This is a genomic window from Pseudomonas piscis, from assembly GCF_009380155.1.
GTDB classification, from domain to species: domain Bacteria; phylum Pseudomonadota; class Gammaproteobacteria; order Pseudomonadales; family Pseudomonadaceae; genus Aquipseudomonas; species Aquipseudomonas piscis.
Genome location: NZ_WHUV01000005.1, coordinates 384480 through 405892 on the forward strand (window position 1 = coordinate 384480; position 21413 = coordinate 405892).

The 21413-nt window shown below is 64.0% G+C and carries 16 protein-coding genes; 8 read left to right on the top strand and 8 right to left on the bottom strand.

Annotated elements, in window-relative coordinates:
- The first annotated feature begins 4 nt into the window (after nt 1-4).
- The 6 genes from nuoJ to GDH07_RS26565 all read left to right on the top strand — a co-directional run bounded on the left by nuoJ (nt 5) and on the right by GDH07_RS26565 (nt 6247).
- Complete coding sequence (gene nuoJ, locus GDH07_RS26540) at nt 5-505, top strand: NADH-quinone oxidoreductase subunit J (protein WP_022639652.1); 501 nt, start codon at nt 5-7, stop codon at nt 503-505.
- Nucleotides 506-509: 4 nt separating this feature from the next.
- A complete protein-coding gene (gene nuoK / locus GDH07_RS26545) occupies nt 510-818 on the top strand; it encodes an NADH-quinone oxidoreductase subunit NuoK (RefSeq protein WP_022639653.1) in 309 nt (102 codons plus the stop codon).
- The gene (gene nuoL, locus GDH07_RS26550; RefSeq protein ID WP_022639654.1) at nt 815-2668 is read left to right on the top strand and encodes an NADH-quinone oxidoreductase subunit L; all 1854 of its coding nucleotides are present in this window, start codon (nt 815-817) and stop codon (nt 2666-2668) included. The genes nuoK and nuoL overlap by 4 nt, the downstream gene beginning before the upstream one ends.
- A 39-nt stretch (nt 2669-2707) precedes the next feature.
- A complete protein-coding gene (gene nuoM / locus GDH07_RS26555; protein ID WP_022639655.1) occupies nt 2708-4240 on the top strand; it encodes an NADH-quinone oxidoreductase subunit M in 1533 nt (510 codons plus the stop codon).
- A 7-nt stretch (nt 4241-4247) separates the two neighbouring features.
- Nucleotides 4248-5711: an NADH-quinone oxidoreductase subunit NuoN gene (nuoN, locus tag GDH07_RS26560; RefSeq protein WP_022639656.1), complete on the top strand. Its 1464-nt coding sequence runs from the start codon at nt 4248-4250 to the stop codon at nt 5709-5711.
- A 218-nt stretch (nt 5712-5929) separates the two neighbouring features.
- The gene (locus tag GDH07_RS26565) at nt 5930-6247 is read left to right on the top strand and encodes a helix-turn-helix domain-containing protein (RefSeq protein WP_085598525.1); all 318 of its coding nucleotides are present in this window, start codon (nt 5930-5932) and stop codon (nt 6245-6247) included.
- 69 nt (nt 6248-6316) lie between these two features.
- Here GDH07_RS26565 and cysS read toward each other — a convergent pair whose 3' ends face one another.
- Both cysS and GDH07_RS26575 read right to left on the bottom strand, forming a co-directional pair.
- On the bottom strand, nt 6317-7699 hold the full coding sequence (gene cysS / locus GDH07_RS26570) for a cysteine--tRNA ligase (protein ID WP_022639658.1): 1383 nt from the start codon (nt 7697-7699) through the stop codon (nt 6317-6319).
- Between the two features lie 18 nt (nt 7700-7717).
- Entirely contained in the window at nt 7718-9415 is a 1698-nt protein-coding gene (locus tag GDH07_RS26575; protein WP_152899395.1) for a glutamine--tRNA ligase/YqeY domain fusion protein, read from the bottom strand.
- 270 nt (nt 9416-9685) lie between these two features.
- Between GDH07_RS26575 and GDH07_RS26580 the strand changes: the two genes are divergently transcribed.
- Together GDH07_RS26580 and lpxH are read left to right on the top strand one after the other, a co-directional pair.
- Nucleotides 9686-10189 (top strand): peptidylprolyl isomerase, encoded by a 504-nt coding sequence (locus tag GDH07_RS26580; RefSeq protein WP_022639660.1) that lies wholly within the window; start codon nt 9686-9688, stop codon nt 10187-10189.
- Nucleotides 10186-10938 carry a UDP-2,3-diacylglucosamine diphosphatase gene (lpxH, locus tag GDH07_RS26585; protein ID WP_343038343.1) on the top strand — a complete coding sequence of 251 codons (753 nt, stop codon included), beginning with the start codon at nt 10186-10188 and terminating at the stop codon, nt 10936-10938. The genes GDH07_RS26580 and lpxH overlap by 4 nt, the downstream gene beginning before the upstream one ends.
- 114 nt (nt 10939-11052) lie before the next feature.
- On the opposite strand, the gene GDH07_RS26590 is transcribed toward lpxH, so the two are convergent.
- From GDH07_RS26590 to GDH07_RS26615, 6 genes are all read right to left on the bottom strand, one after another.
- Complete coding sequence (locus tag GDH07_RS26590; protein ID WP_053136644.1) at nt 11053-12582, bottom strand: DHA2 family efflux MFS transporter permease subunit; 1530 nt, start codon at nt 12580-12582, stop codon at nt 11053-11055.
- A 68-nt stretch (nt 12583-12650) separates the two neighbouring features.
- Nucleotides 12651-13850 (bottom strand): HlyD/EmrA/EmrK family protein, encoded by a 1200-nt coding sequence (locus tag GDH07_RS26595; protein WP_053136648.1) that lies wholly within the window; start codon nt 13848-13850, stop codon nt 12651-12653.
- 15 nt (nt 13851-13865) lie between these two features.
- Nucleotides 13866-15335, bottom strand: coding sequence for an efflux transporter outer membrane subunit (locus tag GDH07_RS26600; protein ID WP_053136651.1), 1470 nt, complete (start codon nt 15333-15335; stop codon nt 13866-13868).
- Nucleotides 15332-15805, bottom strand: coding sequence for a MarR family winged helix-turn-helix transcriptional regulator (locus GDH07_RS26605; protein WP_022639666.1), 474 nt, complete (start codon nt 15803-15805; stop codon nt 15332-15334). The genes GDH07_RS26600 and GDH07_RS26605 overlap by 4 nt, the downstream gene beginning before the upstream one ends.
- Before the next feature lie 210 nt (nt 15806-16015).
- Nucleotides 16016-19687 carry a translocation/assembly module TamB domain-containing protein gene (locus tag GDH07_RS26610; protein ID WP_343038344.1) on the bottom strand — a complete coding sequence of 1224 codons (3672 nt, stop codon included), beginning with the start codon at nt 19685-19687 and terminating at the stop codon, nt 16016-16018.
- Entirely contained in the window at nt 19684-21411 is a 1728-nt protein-coding gene (locus GDH07_RS26615; RefSeq protein ID WP_152899397.1) for an autotransporter assembly complex protein TamA, read from the bottom strand. Before GDH07_RS26615 ends, GDH07_RS26610 begins: the two co-directional genes overlap by 4 nt.
- Nucleotides 21412-21413 lie beyond the last annotated feature (2 nt).

The window sequence follows — 21413 nt, forward strand, 5'->3', positions numbered from 1 at the left end:
AACGATGGAATTCGCTTTCTATTTCGCGTCAGGTGTTGCGGTGGTCTCCACGCTTCGTGTGGTGACCAATACCAACCCTGTGCACGCCCTGCTCTACCTGATCATTTCGCTGATCGCCGTGGCGATGACCTTCTTCAGCCTCGGCGCGCCGTTCGCCGGAGCCCTGGAAGTGATCGCCTACGCCGGCGCCATCATGGTGCTGTTCGTATTCGTGGTGATGATGCTCAACCTCGGTCCGGCTGCCGTCCAGCAAGAGCGTATCTGGCTCAAGCCGGGCATCTGGATCGGGCCGGTGATCCTCGCTGCCCTGCTGCTGGTCGAACTGCTGTACGTACTGTTCAGCCACCAGAGCGGTGCCGGCATCGGTCAAACCACCGTAGACGCCAAGGCCGTGGGCATCAGCCTGTTCGGTCCTTACCTGCTGGTGGTCGAACTCGCCTCGATGCTGCTGCTCGCCGCAGCCGTCACGGCGTTCCACTTGGGCCGCAACGAGGCGAAGGAGTAATACGATGCCTACTATCCCTCTCGAGCATGGGCTGGCGGTTGCCGGCATCCTGTTCTGCCTCGGTCTGGTCGGCCTGATGGTCCGCCGTAACATCCTCTTCGTGTTGATGAGCCTGGAAGTGATGATGAACGCCTCGGCACTGGCCTTCATCGTCGCTGGCGCCCGCTGGGCGCAGCCGGATGGACAAGTGATGTTCATCCTGGTGATCAGCCTGGCAGCCGCCGAGGCCAGTATTGGCCTGGCGATCCTGCTGCAGTTGTATCGCCGCTTCCACACTCTCGACATCGATGCTGCCAGTGAGATGCGCGGATGAACCTTCTCTTCCTGACTTTCGTCTTCCCCCTGATCGGCTTCCTGCTGCTGTCGTTCTCCCGCGGGCGGTTCTCGGAGAACCTGTCCGCGCTGATCGGCGTCGGCTCGGTAGGCCTCTCTGCCGCCACCGCCGCCTACGTGATCTGGCAGTTCAATGTCGCGCCGCCCGCAGGCGGCGCGTACAGCCAGCTGCTGTGGCAGTGGATGTCGGTGGACGGCTTCGCGCCGAACTTCACCCTGTACCTGGACGGCCTGTCGGTGACCATGCTCGGCGTGGTGACCGGCGTCGGCTTCCTGATCCACCTGTTCGCCTCCTGGTACATGCGTGGCGAAGCCGGCTACTCGCGGTTCTTCTCCTACACCAACCTGTTCATCGCCAGCATGCTGTTCCTGATCCTCGGCGATAACCTGCTGTTCATCTACTTCGGTTGGGAAGGCGTGGGCCTGTGCTCGTACCTGTTGATCGGTTTCTACTACAGCAACCGCAACAACGGTAACGCCGCACTCAAGGCCTTCATCGTCACCCGTATCGGCGACGTGTTCATGGCCATCGGCCTGTTCATCCTGTTCCAGCAACTGGGCACCCTGAACGTCCAGGAGCTGCTGGTAGCCGCGCCGCAGAAGTTCCAGGCCGGTGACTTCTGGATCACCCTGGCCACCCTGATGCTGCTCGGCGGCGCCGTCGGTAAATCGGCCCAGCTGCCGCTGCAGACCTGGTTGGCGGACGCGATGGCGGGCCCGACCCCGGTTTCGGCACTGATCCACGCCGCGACCATGGTGACCGCGGGTGTCTACCTGATCGCCCGTACCCACGGCCTGTTCACCCTGGCGCCGGAAATCCTGCACCTGGTGGGCCTGGTCGGCGGCGTGACCCTGGTACTGGCCGGCTTCGCCGCGCTGGTGCAGACCGACATCAAGCGCATCCTCGCCTACTCGACCATGAGCCAGATCGGCTACATGTTCCTGGCCCTGGGCGTGGGTGCCTGGGATGGCGCGATCTTCCACCTGATGACCCACGCCTTCTTCAAGGCCCTGCTGTTCCTGGCCTCCGGTGCGGTGATCGTGGCCTGCCACCACGAGCAGAACATCTTCAAGATGGGCGGCCTGTGGAAGAAACTGCCCCTGGCCTACGCCAGCTTCATCGTCGGTGGCGCGGCCCTGGCGGCCCTGCCCCTGGTTACCGCCGGTTTCTACTCCAAGGACGAGATCCTCTGGGAAGCCTTCGCCAGCGGCAACCAGGGCCTGCTGTATGCCGGCCTGGTGGGTGCGTTCATGACCTCGCTGTACACCTTCCGCCTGATCTTCATCGCCTTCCACGGTGAAGCCAAGACCGAAGCTCACGCCGGTCACGGTATTTCCCACTGGCTGCCGCTGGTGGTGCTGATCGTGCTGTCCACCGGTATCGGCGCGATGATCACTCCGCCCCTGCACGGCGTGCTGCCCCTGAGCGCCGGCCATGCTGGCGGCGAAGCCAAGCACAGCCTGGAAATCGCCTCGGGCGCCATCGCCCTGGCCGGTATCCTGCTGGCCGCCCTGTTGTTCCTTGGCAAGCGTCGCGTGGTAACTGCCATCGCCAACAGCGGCATCGGGCGTCTGCTCTCGGCCTGGTGGTTCGCCGCCTGGGGCTTCGACTGGATCTACGACAAACTGTTCGTCAAGCCATACCTGGCGATCAGCCATGTACTGCGCAAGGACCCGCTCGATCAGACCATCGGTTTGATCCCGCGTATGGCCAAGGGGGGCCACAACTCCCTGAGCCGTACCGAAACCGGTCAACTGCGTTGGTACGCCGCCTCGATGGCTGCCGGTGCCGTGCTGGTCATCGGCGCCGTCGTGCTGGTAGCGGTCTGATATGAACCTTGCGAACTTGCGAAAGGAATTGAGCCCGTCATGATTCTGCCTTGGCTAATCCTGATCCCCTTCATCGGCGGCCTGCTGTGCTGGCTGGGTGAGCGCTTCGGCGCCACCCTCCCCCGCTGGATTGCGCTGTTGACCATGACCCTGGAACTCGCCCTCGGCCTCTGGCTGTGGGCCCACGGTAACTATTCATTTGCTCCGGCGCCTGGCGTCGATCCGACTTGGGCCATCGAGTTCAAGCACCAGTGGATCCAGCGCTTCGGCATCAACGTGCACCTGGCCCTGGACGGCCTGTCGCTGTTGATGATCCTGCTGACCGGCCTGCTGGGTATCCTCTCGGTACTCTGCTCCTGGAAAGAGATCGAGCGCCACGTGGGCTTCTTCCACCTGAACCTGATGTGGATCCTGGGCGGCGTTGTCGGCGTGTTCCTGGCGCTGGACCTGTTCATGTTCTTCTTCTTCTGGGAAATGATGCTGGTGCCGATGTACTTCCTCATCGCGCTCTGGGGTCATAGCTCGGCCGATGGCAAGAAGACCCGGATCTACGCGGCGACCAAGTTCTTCATCTTCACCCAGGCTTCCGGCCTGATCATGTTGGTGGCGATCCTGGGTCTGGTGCTGGTCAACTTCAACAACACCGGGGTGATCACCTTCGATTACGCCCAGTTGCTGAAGACCAAGATGTCCACCGCCACCGAGTACATCCTGATGCTCGGCTTCTTCATCGCCTTCGCGGTGAAGCTGCCGGTGGTGCCGTTCCACTCCTGGCTGCCTGACGCTCACGCCCAGGCACCGACCGCCGGTTCCGTGGACCTGGCCGGTATCCTGCTCAAGACCGCGGCCTATGGCCTGCTGCGCTTCGCCCTGCCGTTGTTCCCCAACGCTTCGGCGGAGTTCGCACCGATCGCCATGACCCTGGGCCTGATCGGCATCTTCTACGGTGCCTTCCTGGCCTTCGCCCAGACCGACATCAAGCGCCTGATCGCCTTCTCCAGCGTGTCCCACATGGGCTTCGTGCTGATCGGCATCTACTCCGGCAGCCAGCAAGCCCTGCAGGGCGCGGTGATCCAGATGCTGGCCCACGGTGTTTCGGCAGCCGCGCTGTTTATCCTCAGCGGCCAGCTGTACGAGCGCACCCATACTCGCGACATGCGGGAAATGGGCGGCCTGTGGTCGCGTATCGCCTACCTGCCGGCCATCAGCCTGTTCTTCGCAGCCGCCTCCCTGGGGCTGCCGGGCACCGGCAACTTCGTCGGCGAGTTCCTGATCCTGATCGGTACCTTCGTCAGCGCGCCATGGATCACCGCGATCGCCACTTCCGGCCTGGTGTTCGGCTCGGTCTACTCGCTGATCATGATCCACCGTGCCTACTTCGGCCCCTCCAAGTCGGATGCGGTGCTGCACGGCATGGATGCTCGCGAACTGATCATGGTGCTGGGACTGGCGGTACTGCTGATCTACATCGGCGTGTACCCGCAACCGTTCCTCGATACCTCTGCCGCCACCATGCATGGCGTGCAGCAATGGCTCAGCACCGCCTTCACTCAACTCGCTTCGGCCCGGTAAGAGCGCTATGGACTTTACGATTCAACACTTTATCGCCCTGGCGCCGCTGTTGATCACCAGCGCCACCCTTGTGGTGGTGATGTTGGCGATCGCCTGGCGTCGCAATCACGCCCAGACCTTCCTCCTCTCGGTGGCGGGCCTGAACCTGGCATTGCTGTCGATCTTCCCGGTGCTGAAAGTGGCACCCATCGCGGTCACGCCGCTGTTGCAGATAGACCAGTTCGCATGCCTCTACATGGCCCTGATCCTGGTGGCCACCCTGGCCTGCGTGACCTTGGCCCACGCCTACCTGGGCGACGGCAGCAGCGGTTACCCGGGCAACCGTGAAGAACTGTACCTGCTGATCCTCCTGGCCGCCGCAGGTGGCCTGGTGCTGGTCAGCGCGCAGAACCTGGCTGGCCTGTTCATCGGCCTGGAACTGCTGTCGGTACCGGTCTACGGCCTGGTGGCCTATGCCTTCTTCAACAAGCGCTCCCTGGAAGCCGGCATCAAGTACATGGTGCTGTCGGCCGCCGGCTCGGGCTTCCTGTTGTTCGGCATGGCCCTGCTCTACGCCGAAGCCGGCAGCCTGAGCTTCAGCGGCATCGGCCAGGCCCTGGCGGCCACCGGCCTGCCAAGCCCGCTGGCACAGCTGGGCCTGGGCATGATGCTGGTCGGCCTGGCGTTCAAGCTGTCGCTGGTGCCTTTCCACCTGTGGACCCCGGACGTCTACGAAGGGGCTCCTGCCCCGGTAGCCGCCTTCCTGGCCACCGCCAGCAAGGTCGCGGTGTTCGCGGTGCTGGTGCGCCTGTTCCAGCTGTCGCCAGTGGCCAGCAGTGGCGTCCTGAGCAACGTCCTGACCGTGATCGCCATTGCCTCCATCCTGGTGGGTAACCTGCTGGCGCTGACCCAGAGCAACCTCAAGCGCCTGCTGGGTTACTCGTCCATCGCCCACTTCGGCTACCTGCTGATCGCCCTGGTGGCGAGCAAGGGCCTGGCGATGGAAGCCATCGGCGTGTACCTGGTCACCTACGTGATCACCAGCCTCGGCGCCTTCGGCGTGATCACCCTGATGTCCTCGCCTTACAAAGGTCGCGACGCCGACGCCCTGTACGAGTACCGCGGCCTGTTCTGGCGCCGTCCGTACCTGACCGCCGTGCTGACCGTGATGATGCTGTCCCTGGCCGGTATCCCGCTGACCGCGGGCTTCATCGGCAAGTTCTACATCATCGCCACCGGTGTCGAAGCGCATCAATGGTGGCTGGTAGGCTCGCTGATCCTGGGTAGCGCCATCGGCGTGTTCTACTACCTGCGCGTGATGGTCACCCTGTACCTGATCGAGCCGAACCTGCGTCGCGTCGATGCCCAGCTGCACTGGGAACAGAAAGCCGGTGGCGTCATGCTGCTGGCCATCGCGCTGCTGGCGTTCTTCCTCGGCGTGTACCCGCAGCCACTGCTGACCCTGGTCCAGCATTCCGGCCTGGCGGGCTGATCGCCCAAGCAACGACGCTCCACACAAAACGGCACCTTCGGGTGCCGTTTTGCATTTCAGGCGCCCTGCCCTCCCCTCTTCCCATCAATACTCGGAATCCTCCCTGGCGCTCCGGCGATTGATTCCGAAAGCCGCTTGCGGATCCCCGTCCTAGGCTATCCCCTCGGTCTGGCAACGAGCCGGAGCATCTCTGGAAAATGAGGTCGAGGACAGAAGCAATGAGCAGACACGAGATCTTTCCCGAGCCACTGGAGGGCGTCCAGGCCCTCACCCTGGAGCGCCAGGGCAAGATCACCCTGCGCAGCCAGCAGGTGAAGCTCGCCAAGCTGCCGCCCATCAGCGCTGCCGAGGTCCTGAAGGTCCGCCAGCGACTGAACCTGTCGCGCTCGGTATTCGCCATGTACCTGCGCACCAACACCCGTACCCTGGAGAATTGGGAACAAGGCCGCGCCACTCCCAGTGCCCAGGCCACCACCTTGATCCGCCTGGTCGAACGCTTCCCGGATACCATGCAGCGCCTGGCAGCGCTGACCTGAGGGGGCTTTTTCCCGCAGCCAATAAAAAACCCGCACGAGGCGGGTTTTTTATTGCTTGCGAACCAGGGCTCAGTCAGCCAGGCGCCAGGTGGTGCCGCCCTTGCCGTCTTCCAGGATCACGCCCATGGCGGTGATCTGGTCACGGATCCGGTCGGACTCGGCCCAGTCCTTGTTGGCCCGGGCCGCCAGGCGGGCCTGGATCAGCGCTTCGACCTGCGCCGCGTCGACTCGACCACCGGCATCGGCCTGCAGGAAGTCCTCGGCCTCCAGTTGCAGTACGCCCAGTACGTCTGCCAGTTGCCGCAAGCGGGCCGCCAGGCCTGCCGCCGCGTCGAGATCGCTCTCACGCAGGCGGTTGATCTCGCGCACCATCTCGAACAGCACGGCACAGGCTTCCGGGGTACCGAAGTCGTCGTTCATCACCTGGGTGAAACGCTCGACGAAGGCCTCGCCGCCGGCAGGGGTCACTTTAGGCAAGCCCTTGAGCGCGTGGTAGAACCGCTCCAGGGCGCCCTTGGCGTCCTTGAGGTTGTCTTCCGAGTAGTTGATCGCGCTGCGGTAGTGGCTGGACACCAACAGGTAGCGCACCACCTCCGGATGGTACTTGTCGAGCACGTCGCGGATGGTGAAGAAGTTGTTCAAGGACTTGGACATCTTCTCGCCATTGATGCGGATCATGCCGCAGTGCATCCAGGCATTGGCGTAGGTCTTGCCGGTGGCCGCCTCGCTCTGGGCGATCTCGTTCTCATGGTGCGGGAACTCCAGGTCGCTGCCGCCACCATGGATGTCGAAGGTCTCGCCCAGGCAGCAGGTGGACATCACCGAGCACTCGATATGCCAGCCCGGACGCCCGGCGCCCCACGGCGACTCCCAGCTCGGCTCGCCCGGCTTGGTGGCCTTCCACAGGACGAAGTCCAGCGGGTCCTGCTTGGCTTCGTCGACCTCGATCCGCGCACCGATGCGCAGGTCCTCGATCTTCTTGCGCGACAGCTTGCCGTAGCCCATGAACTTGGCGACGCGGTAGTACACGTCGCCATTGCCAGGTGCGTAGGCATAACCCTTGTCGATCAGGGTCTGGATCATGCTCAGCATGCCCGGGATATGATCCGTGGCCCGTGGTTCCAGGTCCGGCTTCTTGATGTTCAGCCGGGCCTCGTCCTCGTGCATGGCCGTGATCATGCGCTCGGTCAAGGCGTTGTACGGCTCGCCGTTCTCCCGCGCCCGATTGATGATCTTGTCTTCGATATCGGTGATGTTGCGCACGTAGGTCAGGTTGTAGCCGCTGAAACGCAACCAGCGGGTCACCAGGTCGAAGGCGACCATGCTGCGGCCATGGCCGATGTGGCAGTAGTCGTATACGGTCATGCCGCACACGTACATGCGCACATTGTTGCCATCCAGGGGCTTGAAGACTTCTTTGCTCTTGGTGAGCGTGTTGTAGATCGTTAGCACGTTAGTTCCTTGACTGAATCACTGACCCCAGGAGTCGCGCAGGGTCACGGTACGGTTGAATACCGGGGCACCTGGTTTCGAGTCCTTGATATCCGCGCAGAAGTAGCCTTCGCGCTCGAACTGGAAACGGTCCTCCGGCTGTGCGTTGCCCAACGAGGGTTCGGCACGACAACCAGTGAGCACTTGCAGGGAGTCAGGGTTGATGTTGTCCAGGAAACTCGCGCCGTCCTCGGCCTTCTCCGGGTTCGACGAACGGAACAGGCGATCGTACAGGCGCACTTCGCACTCGACGCTGGCGGCCGCCGGCACCCAGTGGATCACGCCCTTGACCTTGCGGCCCTCCGGGTTCTTGCCCAGGGTGTCCGGATCGTAGGAGCAGCGCAGTTCGACGATGTTGCCATCGGCATCCTTGATCGCCTCGTCGGCGCGGATCACGTAGCTGCCGCGCAGGCGCACTTCACCGGCCGGCTCCAGGCGCTTGTAGCCTTTTGGTGGCTCTTCCATGAAGTCGTCACGATCGATGTAGATTTCACGGGCGAATGGCAGCACGCGCACGCCCATGTCTTCTTTCGGATGACGCGGCAGCTCGAGGTTCTCGACCTGGTCTTCCGGGTAGTTGGTGATCACCACCTTCAATGGGCGCAGCACGCACATGGCACGCGGAGCGCTCTGGTCGAGGTCGTCACGGATGCTGAATTCGAGCATGCCGAAATCCACCACGCCGTCGGAACGGTTGGTGCCGATCATCTCGCAGAAGTTGCGGATCGACTTGGGGGTGTAGCCGCGACGGCGGAAGCCCGACAGGGTCGACATGCGCGGGTCGTCCCAGCCATTGACGTGCTGCTCGTCCACCAGTTGCTTGAGCTTGCGCTTGCTGGTGATGGTGTAGTTCAGGTTCAGGCGGCTGAACTCGTACTGGCGTGGCTTGCACGGCACCGACAGGTTGTCCAGGAACCACTCGTACAGCGGACGATGGCTCTCGAACTCCAGGGTGCAGATCGAATGGGTGATGCCTTCGATGGCGTCCGACTGGCCGTGGGTGAAGTCGTAGATCGGGTAGATGCACCACTTGTCGCCGGTCTGGTGGTGATGGGCATGGCGGATGCGGTAGAGGATCGGGTCACGCAGGTTCATGTTCGGCGAAGCCATATCGATCTTGGCCCGCAGTACGCGCTCGCCGTCCTTGAACTCGCCGGCCTTCATGCGGGCGAACCAGTCCAGGTTCTCTTCCACCGAGCGCTCGCGGAACGGGCTGTTCTTGCCCGGCTCGGTGAGGGTGCCACGGTATTCCTTGGCCTGCTCGGGAGTCAGGTCGTCGACATAGGCCTTGCCTGCCTTGATCAGCTCCACTGCCCAATCGTGCAACTGGTCGAAATATTGCGAGGCATAGCGCACTTCACCGGCCCATTCGAAGCCCAGCCACTTGACGTCGCGCTCGATGGCGTCGATGTACTCCTGGTCTTCCTTGGCCGGGTTGGTGTCGTCGAAACGCAGGTGGGTGACGCCACCGAATTCCTGGGCCAGGCCGAAGTTCACGCAGATCGACTTGGCGTGACCGATGTGCAGGTAGCCGTTGGGCTCCGGCGGGAAGCGGGTCACGATCTGCGTGTGTTTACCCGAGTCCAGGTCCGCCTGGATGATCGGGCGCAGGAAGTTGACCGGTACGGCCGGTCCAGTCTTGGAATTGGAGGTAGGGTCGACAGTGGGCTTGCTCATAGGATCCTTGAACGTACAAGTGCGCGGCCGGATGCGGCCTGATAAATCAAAACGGATATCATAGCCGATGCTGTCAAGTGCCTGACAGAGCGCAGCTTTAAAACTGCGGCTATTAATAGCAGGCAAGTTAAAAAACCACCTCGAAATTCATGGCTCTCAGGCTAAACTGCGCTCCTTGGCCGCAGGATGCGCCAGATCGGTCCGGACCGCTTGCCTGTCCCGGCCGCGAAGATTTTCTTGAAAACGCTTTCCTTATAAAGAGTACCGACCATGACCCAAGTCAAACTGACCACCAACCACGGCGAGATCGTGCTGGAACTGAACGCCGAGAAAGCCCCGTTGACCGTGGCCAACTTCGTCGAATACGTGAAAGCCGGTCATTACGAAAACACCATTTTCCACCGCGTCATCGGTAACTTCATGATCCAGGGCGGCGGCTTCGAACCTGGCATGAAAGAGAAGAAAGACAAGCGCCCAAGCATCCAGAACGAAGCGGACAACGGCCTCTCCAACGACAAGTACACCATCGCCATGGCCCGTACCATGGAGCCGCACTCGGCCTCCGCGCAGTTCTTCATCAACGTCACCGACAACAGCTTCCTCAACCACAGCGGCAAGACCGTGCAGGGCTGGGGCTACGCAGTATTCGGCAAGGTGATCGCCGGTAGCGAAGTGGTCGACAAGATCAAGGGCGTGGCCACCACCATGAAGGCCGGCCACCAGGACGTACCGGCAGAAGACGTGATCATCGAGAAAGCCGAGATCATTGAGTGATACTGCTGATTTCAGACCTGCATCTGGAAGAGCAACGCCCGGACATCACCCGGGCGTTTCTGGATTTACTCGGTGGCCGCGCCCGCGACGCCGAGGCGCTGTACATCCTCGGCGACTTCTTCGAGGTATGGATCGGCGACGATGCCATGACCCCCTACCAGCTTTCCATCTGCCAGGCCCTGCGGGAGCTGAGCGATAGCGGTACCCAGGTATTCCTGATGCACGGCAATCGCGACTTCCTGCTCGGCCAGGCCTTCTGCAAGGCCGCCGGCGCCACCCTGCTCAAGGACCCCAGCGTCGTCGACTTCTACGGCGAGCCGGTGCTGCTGATGCATGGCGACAGCCTGTGCACCCGCGACGAAGCCTACCAGCGCATGCGCCGTTACCTGCGCAACCCGATGAGCCTGTGGATCCTGCGCCACCTGCCATTGCGTACCCGCCACAAGCTGGCACGCAAGCTGCGCAGCGAAAGCCGGGCGCAGACCCGCATGAAGGCCAACGACATCGTCGACGTCACCCCGGAGCAGGTGCCGCTGGTGATGCAGCAACAGGGGGTCCGCACCTTGGTGCATGGCCACACCCATCGTCCGGCGATCCACAAGTTGCAGATCGGCGATCAGGCGGCCCGGCGCATCGTGCTGGGCGACTGGGACCGCCAGGGCTGGGCGCTGCAGGTGGACGAACAAGGCATGCAACTGGCGGCCTTCGACTTCGTGCCCACCCAACTGGCGCTACCGGACTCTCCCTGAAGCAACGCTTGCCTGAAACGAAAACCGGCGTGCCGGCGAAGAGGTTCTCGAACTTGCCATAGGTTCGAGGAGCGCTCCGCCGGCACGCCGGTGTTCTTTATCGCTGCTATGCCGTCAGTGTCCGCCCGAGGCCGGGCCGGCCTTGGCGGCGAACGGCGGCTTGGCCATCCAGACCAGCAGGATCAGGCCCATGAAGCTCCATCCCAGCAAGGTGAAGTAGTCCACGGTGGAGAGCATGTACGCCTGGCTGGTGAGGATCTGGTCCATCTGCGCGTAGGCCTTGGTGCTCGCGCCGCCCAGGCTGTTCAGGGTTTCCCGGGTGGCCGGGTCGAAGACACTCATGTGCTCGCTCATGTAGGCGTGGTGCTGGTCCGCCCGGCGAATCCAGATCCAGGTGGTCAGCGAAGCCGCGAAGCTGCCGCCCAGGGTCCGCAGGAAGGTCGCCAGGCCGGCGCCATCGGCGATCTCGTGAGGTGGCAGGTCCGACATCAGGATGCTCAGGGTCGGCATGAAGAACAGCGCCACGCCGATGCCCATGAACAACTGCACCAGGGCCACATGCTGGAAGTCCACTTCGTTGGTGAAGCCGGCACGCATGAAGCAGCTCAGGCCCATGGCCAGGAACGCCAGGCCCGCCAGCAGGCGCAGGTCGATCTTGTGCGCATACTTGCCGACAAAGGGCGACATCAGCACCGGCAGGATGCCGATCGGCGCCACGGCCAGGCCGGCCCAGGTGGCGGTGTAGCCCATCTGCGTCTGCAACCACTGCGGCAGGATCAGGTTGATCCCGAAGAACCCCGCGTAACCGGCCACCAGCACGATGGTGCCGATGCGGAAGTTGCGATGGGCGAACAGCCGCAGGTTGACCACCGGATGGCGGTCGGTCATTTCCCAGATCACGAACGCTGTCAGGGCGATCACCGAGATCACGCTGCCGATGATGATGAAGTTGGATTCGAACCAGTCCAGGTCGTTGCCCTTGTCGAGGACGATCTGCAAGGCGCCGACACCGATGATCAGCGCCAGCAGGCCGATGTAGTCCATCGGTTGGCGACTGGTGACCACCGGCCGCGCCTTGAGCTGCTGCATCACCACCCAGGCGGCGAACAGCCCGATGGGGATATTGATGAAGAAAATCCAGGGCCAACTGTAGCTGTCGGTGATCCAGCCGCCGAGGATCGGCCCGGCGATGGGCGCAACCACCGTGACCATCGCCAGCAATGCCAGGGCCATGCCTCGCTTCGCCGGCGGATAGACGGCGATCAGCAGGGTCTGGGTCATCGGGTACAGCGGCCCGGCCACCACCCCTTGCAGCACCCGGAAGCCCACCAGCTCGGGCATCGAGGTGGAAATGCCGCACAGGAACGAAGCCAGCACGAACAGCAGCGTGGCCCAGATGAACAGCTTCACTTCGCCGAAGCGCCGGCTCAGCCAGCCGGTCAGCGGCAAGGCGATGGCGTTGCTCACGGCAAACGAGGTGATGACCCAGGTGCCCTGCTCCGAACTCACCCCCAGGTTGCCGGAGATGGTCGGCAGCGCCACGTTGGCGATGGTGGTGTCGAGCACCTGCATGAAGGTCGCCAGCGACAGGCCGATGGTGCTCAGCAGCAAGCTGGGCGGGGTGAAAGAGGCGTTATTGCTCATCGCGAATCCTTTGAAACGGGACAGGCCTCCCGGCTCCTAGGCGGAGCCGGGACGGACGGATTGGCGAATCAGCGCTTGGCCGTCTTGCCGATGGCCGCGCTGTTGTCGTGGATCAGCCGGGTGATCAGGGCATCGGCTTCCACCAACTGGCGGTCGTAGACAGCGGTGCTGAACGAGGCCTTTTGCGGTGGCTGCTGGGCCAGCACCGGGCCGCTCTGGTCCCGCAGGTTGACGTTGACCACCGTCGACAGGCCGACCCGCAGCGGATGCTTGGCCAGTTCCTCGGCATTGATGTGGATCCGCACCGGCACCCTCTGGACGATCTTGATCCAGTTACCGGTGGCGTTCTGCGCCGGCAGCAGGGCGAAGGCGCTGCCGGTACCGGCGCCGAGGCTGTCCACGGTGCCGCTGTACTTCACATCGCTGCCATAGATGTCGGCCTCGATGTCCACCGGCTGGCCGATGCGCATGTCGCGCAGTTGGGTTTCCTTGAAGTTGGCATCGATCCACAGCTGGTCCAGGGGAATCACCGCCATCAGCGCCGTGCCCGGCTGCACACGCTGGCCCAGTTGCACGGTGCGCTTGGCCACATAGCCGGTGACCGGGGCGATCAAGGTGCTGCGCGCGTTGTTCAGGTAGGCCTGGCGCAGTTGCGCGGCCGCCGACTGCACGTCCGGATGGTTGGAAACCACGGTGTCGTCCACCAGGGCGTTGGTGGTGTTGAGCTGCTGCTGGGCGTTGGCCAGGGCATTCTGCGCGCTGGTCAGGTCATCCCGGGCGTGGGACAGCTCTTCCTGGGAAATCGCCCCGCTGGCCGCGAGGTTCTTGCGGCGGTTGTAGTTGTCCTGGGCTTTCTGCACCTCGGCCTTCTGCGCGGCCACCTGGGCCCGCATGCCGTCCACATTGCTGTACAGGCCGCGCACCTGGCGCACGGTCCGCGCCAGGTTGGCCTCGGCGCTCTGCAGGCCGACCTGGGCATCGTTGGGGTCGAAGTTGATCAGCACCTGGCCTTCATGCACCAGGTCGCCATCGTCGGCGCCGATACTGACCACCGTGCCGGTGACCAGCGGGGTGATCTCCACCACGTTGCCGTTGACGTAGGCGTCGTCGGTATTTTCATTCCAGCGGCCATAGAGCTCATGCCAGGCGTAGACGCCCAGGCCGCCCAGTACGACGATGGCCGCCAGCCCCAGCAGCATGACCTTGCGCTTGCGTGGGTTGGCGTTGTCCGGAGTGCTTGGAGTGTTTTGAGTGTCGGCGGTAGCCATGACAAATACCTCGAATTATTTGGTCTGCGGGGCGGGGCTGGGATTGGCCGAAGCCAGGTTCTGGGTGTCGAAACCGCCCCCCAGGGCCTGCATCAGTTGGATCGACAGGTCGATCTGTTGCGCGTTGAGCGTGGCCAGTTGGCGCTGGGTCTGCAGCAATTGCTGCTCGATGCTCAGCACGTCCAGGTAGTTGCCGATACCCGAGCCGTAGCGCTGGACCACCGTGTCATAGGACTCCTGGGCGATGTCGGTGGCATGTTGCTGGGCAGCGATCTGCCGGCCGATATCGCGCAACTGGGTGACGCTGTCACTGACGTCGCCGAGGGCCGTCACCAGGGTCTTGTTGTACTGGGCCACCGCCAGGTCGTAGTCGGCGTCCCGGGCGTCGAGGCTAGCCCGCAGCCGCCCACCATCGAAGATCGGCAGCGAGACGGTCGGGGCTATGTTGAAGAAACGGCTGGCGGAGCCGAACATCGCGTCCCCCAGCACCGACTCGGCACCGGCGCTGGCGCTCAGGTTGAGGTTGGGATAGAAGCGGGTCTTGCTGGCGTCGATGTTCTTGCTCGCCGCCTCCACCCGCCAGCGGGCCGCCACCAGATCAGGGCGACGCCCCAGCAGTTCCGCCGGCAACACCGACGGCAGCGCCACGGCACTGGCCTGCAGGACCTTGGGCCGACGGATTTCGTCGGAGCGCTCCGGTCCCTTGCCCAGCAACACCGCAAGGGCGATCTTGGCGCTCTGCAATTGCTTCTCGGCATCGATCTGGCTGGCCTGGGAGCTGGCCTCCAGGCTCTCGGTCTGCTGGTACTGGTACTGGCTGTCGATCCCGGCGCTCAAGCGCCGCTGGCTCAGATCGAGCATCTGCCGGGTCCGCTTGAGGTCCTCGGTGGCCAGGTCATGGACGATATAGGCACGCCCCAGGTCGCTATAGGCCCGGGCGACGTCGGCGGCCAGGCTCAAGCTGGCGGCCTGGCGATCGACCTCGGCGGCCCGGGCCTGGCCCAGGGCCGCTTCCCAGGCTGCGCGCTGACCGCCCCAGAGATCGAAGTTGTAGTTGAAGCTGGCGCCCAGGTTGCGCACCGTGGAATAGGCTCCGCCCTGCCCTCGGGGATCCTGGTCGCGGGCCAGGCGCGAACGGCTGACACCGGCGCTGGCGTCCAAGGTCGGCATCCGCTCGGCATCGGCGGCATAGGCCGCGGCACTGGCCTGATGCGCGCGAGCGCTGGCGATCTGCATGTCCGGGCTGTCGCGCAGGGCCTCCTGGATCAGGCCGTCGAGCTGGCTGTCGCCCAGGCTCTTCCACCAGTCGGCACGGGGCCAGGCTGCCGGCGACAGGCTGACGCCATTGAGCGCCTGGCCGGTGGCCAGGCTCTGGGCCGAGAGGCTCACGCCCTCGGTGTCCAGGCCACTGTAATTGGCGCAACCGGCCAGGCTCATGGCCATCAGCACCAGGCTGGCGCGGGTACGCAAGGTTCTACTGCTCATTTGGCACCTACTCGCTGGATGGTGATCGGGTCACCGGCTGCCAGCAGCATTTTCTTGAGGATCTGTTCCAGGGTGGCCAACTCCTCGGGAGTGATGGCGCCGGTCAATTCGTTCATCGCCTCGGCACCGATGAAGGGCAAGCGGTCGGTGAGCTTGCGGCCTTCCTCGGTGAGCACCAGCTGCACCTGGCGGCGATCGCCTTCGGAACGCCTGCGCACCAGGAAATCCTTCTGTTCCAGACGATCGAGCATGCGGGTCATGGAACCGCTATCCAGGGACAAGTGGCGGCACAGTTCGGCCGGGGTATCGACACCGAACTGGGCCATGATGATCAGCACCTTGAACTGCGCGGCGGTGATGCCGTGGGGCTCCATGTGGGTGTCGATGATCCGGTCCTTGAGCAAGGCGGCGCGCCCCAGCAGCAGGCCAAGATGGCAATTGTGAAAATCGTCCGGTTGGAAATGCTTCATCTGCTCACCAATTAGCTGCCTAGGCAGGGAGTGTGTGACGAGATGTTACTGCCTAGGCAGCGAATGTCAATGTAATAATTAGCATGCTCTTTACCTGGCTTATAAGCAGGACAGGTGATGACGCGCCAAGGCCGCGGGAGGCAATGAACGAAGGAAAGACCTGCCCCGGCCACCGGCGCGCCAAGCGCCAGTGGCCGAGGCCGGCAAGCGCTAGAAGTCGCGCTTGTAGAAGATGTCCAGGGAGCTGGCGAAGCCGCTGGCGGCCTCCAGGTAGACCTTCTTGCTCAGCTTGTAGCGCAAGGCGATGGTGCTGGCCGGCTCGAAGACCCCTACCCCGTAGCGCAGGCTGAGTCGTTCGGAGATGTTGCCGCTGGCCACTACGCTGGTGGCATTGCCGCTGCCTTGGGTATCGAGCTGGAAATCCTGGATCCCCAGGTTCTTGGCGATACCTCCGGTGAGCTCCGAACTACCCATCAAGCCCAGGCCGAGGGCGGCCTGGGCAAGCATGTTGTTGTCTTCGCCGCCGGAGCTCAGCGGCCGTCCCAGCACCAGGTAGGACAGGGCCTGCTCCTGGCTCATGGCCGGCTCGGAAAAGATCTTGGTCGTCGGCTGCTCGGCGCTGCCGCTCAAACGAATGCCGGCGATCACGTTGTCGGTCTGGCGCACCGCTTCGATATCCAGGTAGGGCTGGTCGATGGGGCCGGCGAACAGCAGCCGCGCCCGGCGTACCGTCAGGCGCTGGCCATAGGCACGGTAGCGACCATCGTTGAGCCACAGCTCGCCACGGGTGTCCATGTTGTCGCCGATGTGCACATGGCCCTGCAGGTTGGCCGTCAGGCCGAAGCCGCTGAAGGCCAGCTTGTCCTGGCCCACTTCCACGTCGATGTTCATCGCCATGGCCATGGGCGCCTTGCCCTCGACGGTCTGCTGGCCAACGATCACCGTGTCGTCGGAAACCTTGACCGTCGATGGCGGCAGCTCGCGCACGGTGATCTGGCCCTTGGGAATCGCCACCTTGCCGCTGATCGCCAGCCGGTTGTCCTGCAGGGCGATCTTCAGGTCGGGCGCCACCTCAAGCGCCGCATAGGGCTCGACCGTCACCGGCAGTTGCGAACCCTTGAGGTTGAGGTCCACCAGCAGTTCCCGGCCCCAGGCGAGGTTGCCGTCGAGGCTGCCCTGGCCGCTCTTGCCGCCCTTCCAGGTGCCGTCGAGGCGCACGTTCTCACCCATGATCTGCGCGCTCAGCTGCAGGTCCTCGATGCTAGTGGGCAGTTCGGAACCGGATACCTGGCCACCGCTGAGCTGCAAGCTGCCGTTGACCTGGGGCGCCAGCAGGCCACCGGACAGCCGGCCGCTGCCGTTCAAGTTGCCATTGAGCTTTTCCACCATGGGCACGAACGGCCGCGCCACGGAGAGGTCCAGGCCACTGAGACGGAACTCCCCGGACAGCGGCTTGTTCTTGGGCAGCGGGTTGATCTGCGCCTGGACCATCAACTGCCCGAGCTTGCCGCCATCGAACTGCAATTGGCTGTCGATGCGCCGTGGCCCCAGGCGCGAGTCGAGCTTCAGGGCCTGGTAGGGAAAGTCCAGCCACTGCTCCTTGTCCTTGACCCGCAGGGTGCCGCCACTGGCATCCACGACGATCTGGCCTTTGGGGCCGCTGGCCGGCAGGTCCAACTGGACATCGGCATTGAGCATGCCCTTCCAGGCGAAATCCTTGGGCAGCCACTGGGCCAGGCTGTCGATGGGGAAGCGCTTGAGGTGGTAGCGCAGCTTCGGTTCGGGCATCAGCCGCTGGTCTTCGCCGCACAGGCTGGCGTCGCCGCTGACCCAGCAATGGGCGGCGAAGTTGACCGTGCCATTGGCCAGGCGCTCGAGCCGCGCCGGGTTCTGCAGCTTCCAGTCCTGGCCACCGCTCTGGACCTCACCGCTGGCCAGCCGTCCGCGCCAGGCGCCCTGGTCCAGGGTGCCATCCAGGCCCAGGGCCAGCTTCAACAGCGGGCCTTGCAGGTCCAGTTGCAGCTGCTGCTTGCGGATGTCGCCCTGGCCAGCCAGGGTCAGGCTACCGAGCTGGGTATCGCCGGCCTGGATGCCGCTGCCCTTGAGTTCGATGCGAGCCTTCTGCGCCCCATCGAGGCTGGCATCGAGCTTGAGGCTTTGCAGGCGGTTGTCGGCAAAGGCCAACTGCTGCCCGTTCAGCTCCGCCTTGCCCTGGGGCGCCGCGAGCGTCCCGGCCAGGTCCACCCGGCCACTGAGCTGGCCGCGCAACTGCGGCCAGAGCTGGCCCAGGCGCGGCAGGCGGATGTCCAACTGACCGCTGACCTTCTGTTGCAGGCTGCCTGCACCATTGATCCGGTTATCCCCCAGGCGAATGTCCAGGGTATTGAGGCGCCACTGCTCGCCGGCGCCGTCGGCCTTGGCCTGCAGCAGCGCGGGCTGGCCGCGCAGGCGGCCCTTGAGATCCAGGTCGGCGGCGAGCTTGAGCTGCTGGTTCTTCAGCTCCCCCTGGCTACGCAAGGGTCCGGCCAGGGTTCCGGGCAATTCAGCCAGCCAGTAGGCCGGGTTGATGGCCGACAGGTCCAGGGCGGTATCCCAGGCCAGGCCATCGGCGAACTGCAGGTTCAAGTGCCCCTGGGCCTTGCCCTGGCCGGCGGTCAGTTGCAATTGCGGCAGGTGCACCTGGCCCAGGTCGCCACTGAACGGACTGCCGAGGCTGAAGGCCCCTGCCGGACCATCCAGGTCCCCCTGGAAGTTGCCCAGGTAGTTGCCATCGCGGTACGCCACTTCGGCGTTGAACTTGCGCAGGGCCACGGCCGGCTCGTCGATTTGTGGGTAGAGGCGATGCCAGGGAAAATCCAGCCAGGCGAGCCGGGCCTCGGCGACAAAGCCCTGGCTCCAGTCCAGCTGGCCCTCGAGCTTGAGGCTCTGGTGGTCGCTGGCCTGCAGTTCCAGGGTGGTGATCTGGGCGCCCTTGGCATCGACCTTACCCTGCAACGACAAGGCAACCGGCCCTTGCTCGGCCGGCAGGCTGGCCTGGCCGACGAGCTGGTAGCCGCGTTTCAGGTCGCCCTTGCCGGTGAGCTGCAGCTGGTCCAATTGCAGGGTATCCGGCAGGTCGGCGCTGGCCTTGAAGCCATCCGCGGTGATCCGTACCTGGGCCGGCAGGTCCTGGGCCAGCGGTTGCAGTTCACCGCTCAGGCGCCCTTGCAGGTAACCACTGCTGTCGGCCTGCAACTTGAGGGTCTTGAGCAGGTCGCCCTCGACCTGCAGCGCCAGTTTCCAGGGGCCGTCGCCGGGAGCCGGCAGGCCAAGGCTGCCCTGGGCAGTCAGGGGCCAGTCGCCCGTGGGTTGCAGCAAGCCGGTCAACTCCAGGGCCAGGTCGTCGCGTTGCAGTTGCAACGCATCGATGCGCAGCCCTTGGGTAGTCCAGTGGGCCGCCAGTTGCAGGCTCTTGAGTTGCTCGCTGCCGTCGAGCAGCAGGCTGCCGAGCCGTACCCGACCCAGCTCGATGGCCAGCGGCAGGTGCAACTCCGGCAGGCTGATGGGCCCCGGGCTCTCCTGGCCACCGGCCGGAAACTGCAGGCTGACCTGATCGGCCTCCAGTTGCTCGATGCATAGCGTCATGCGCAGCAGGCAAGCAGGCGACCAGGAAAACTGCACGCCGCGCAGTTCGATCCGCGTGCCGTCCTGCTGCCAAAGCAGGTGCCCGGCGCTCCACTGCCCCCCGAGGCGACCGTCGAATTGCTCCAGACTCAAGCCCGGTACCTGGCGCAAGGCCCAGCGGCTGCCGGCCTGGGTCCCGAGGACCGCGGCCAGCGCGAGGATGACCAGGACCACCAGCGCCAGGATCGCCAGCAGCGTTATCTTCAAACCACGCATCACAGCTCTGGCCCCATGGAAAAGTGCAAACGTACACCGCCGTCATCATTCATGGCGTGGGCCAGGTCGACCCGGATCGGGCCCACCGGCGAGACCCAGCGAACCCCAAGCCCGACCCCGGTCTTGAGATTCGGCAGTTCCAGCTTATTGAAGGAGTTGCCCTGGTCGATAAAAGTCGCGATCCGCCATTTTTCGGCGATCGAGTATTGATATTCGACGCTGCCGGCGACCATGTAGCGCCCACCGATGCGATCGCCCTTGGAGTTCTTCGGCGACAGGCTCTGGTAGTCGTAGCCACGCACGCTCTGGTCGCCACCGGCGAAGAAACGCAGGGACGGCGGCACCGACTTGTAGCCGTTGGTGGCGCTCCCGCCGAACTGCACCCGGCCCAGCAGGCGATGGTTATCCCAGACCGTGGTCAGGCCCTTGAGCAACACCGTGCCGTACAACAGGTTGTTGTCCGAACCCAGGCCTTCCTTGGCCACCTTGGTATCGAACTGGATGCGATAACCGTTGTGCGGATCGATACGGTTGTCACTGCGCAGATAGGAATACGTCAGGCCAGGCAGCAGCAGGTTGCTCAGGCCCGAATCGTCACCGAGCCGATACTCTTCGCGCTGGTACTTGAGCGAGACCACCCGCTGCCAGCCACTGGGCAGCTTGCTGTGCCACTCGGGGCCCAGGGTCAACAGCTTGCTCAGGGTATCGGTGCCGGAGATTTCTTCGTTCTGGTAGCCGCCGGCGAACCGCAGCTTGTCGGTCAGGGGCGGGTCCAGGGGAATGTCGTACCACAGCCCGACGTTCTGCCGTGGCGCCGAGACTTCAGCCTCCCAGCCATAGCTGTGGCCCTGGGGGTTGACCCAATGCCGGGTCCAGTTGGCCTTGACCCGTGGACCGACGTCGGTGGAGTAGCCCAGGCCCAGGCCCATGGTGCGGGGCTTGCGGGTGTCGAGCTGGACCGCCACCGGAATCACTTCATGCTCGGCAGCGGTAGGCGTGGCATCCACCCGCACGGATTCGAAGTAGCCACTGGACTGCAGGGCCTGGTTGAGTTCGGCGATCAATTCGGAGTCGTAGGCGGTACCGGCCTTGAACGGCACCATGCGTCGCAGCAGGTCCTCATCGAACAGCGAGTCGCCGCTGAAGCCGACCTTGCCCAGGGCATAGCGCGGACCGCTGTCGTAGACCAGCTCGATATCCGCCACACCGGCCAGCGGGTCCACCCGCAGTTGCTGCCGGGTAAAGCGCCCGCTGAAGAAGCCATAGCGCGAGGCCTGGTTCTGGATCAGGCGCTTGGCGTCTTCGTAACGCCCGTGGTTGAGCACCGCGCCAGGCTTGAGCTGGTCGCTGTCAGGGGTACGAAAGGACTTGAGGGAGGCGGCCGGGCCTTCAACCCGGATGGTCACCTCGCGCAAGTGCACCGGCTCGCCGGGATCGATGCGCAACAGCAGGCGCGGCTTGTCGCCGCCCCGTACTTCGCTGGAGATCAATGGCTGGTAGTAGCCCAGGGCCTGGGCAGCTTTCTTGGCCTGCTCCTCGGCGCCCCTGCTGAACCTCAGCAGGGCTTCTTCATCTCGATCGCCAAGATCGCCGATATAACCTTCGATGTTGGCTTTCAACTCGTCGTTGGCAGGTTTGATCCTGACAGCCAATTCGCTTTGCGCCAGCGCCGCACAGCTGGTGAACAGCAGCAATAAACCGCTGGTGAATCTTCCGGAAAACTTCATAG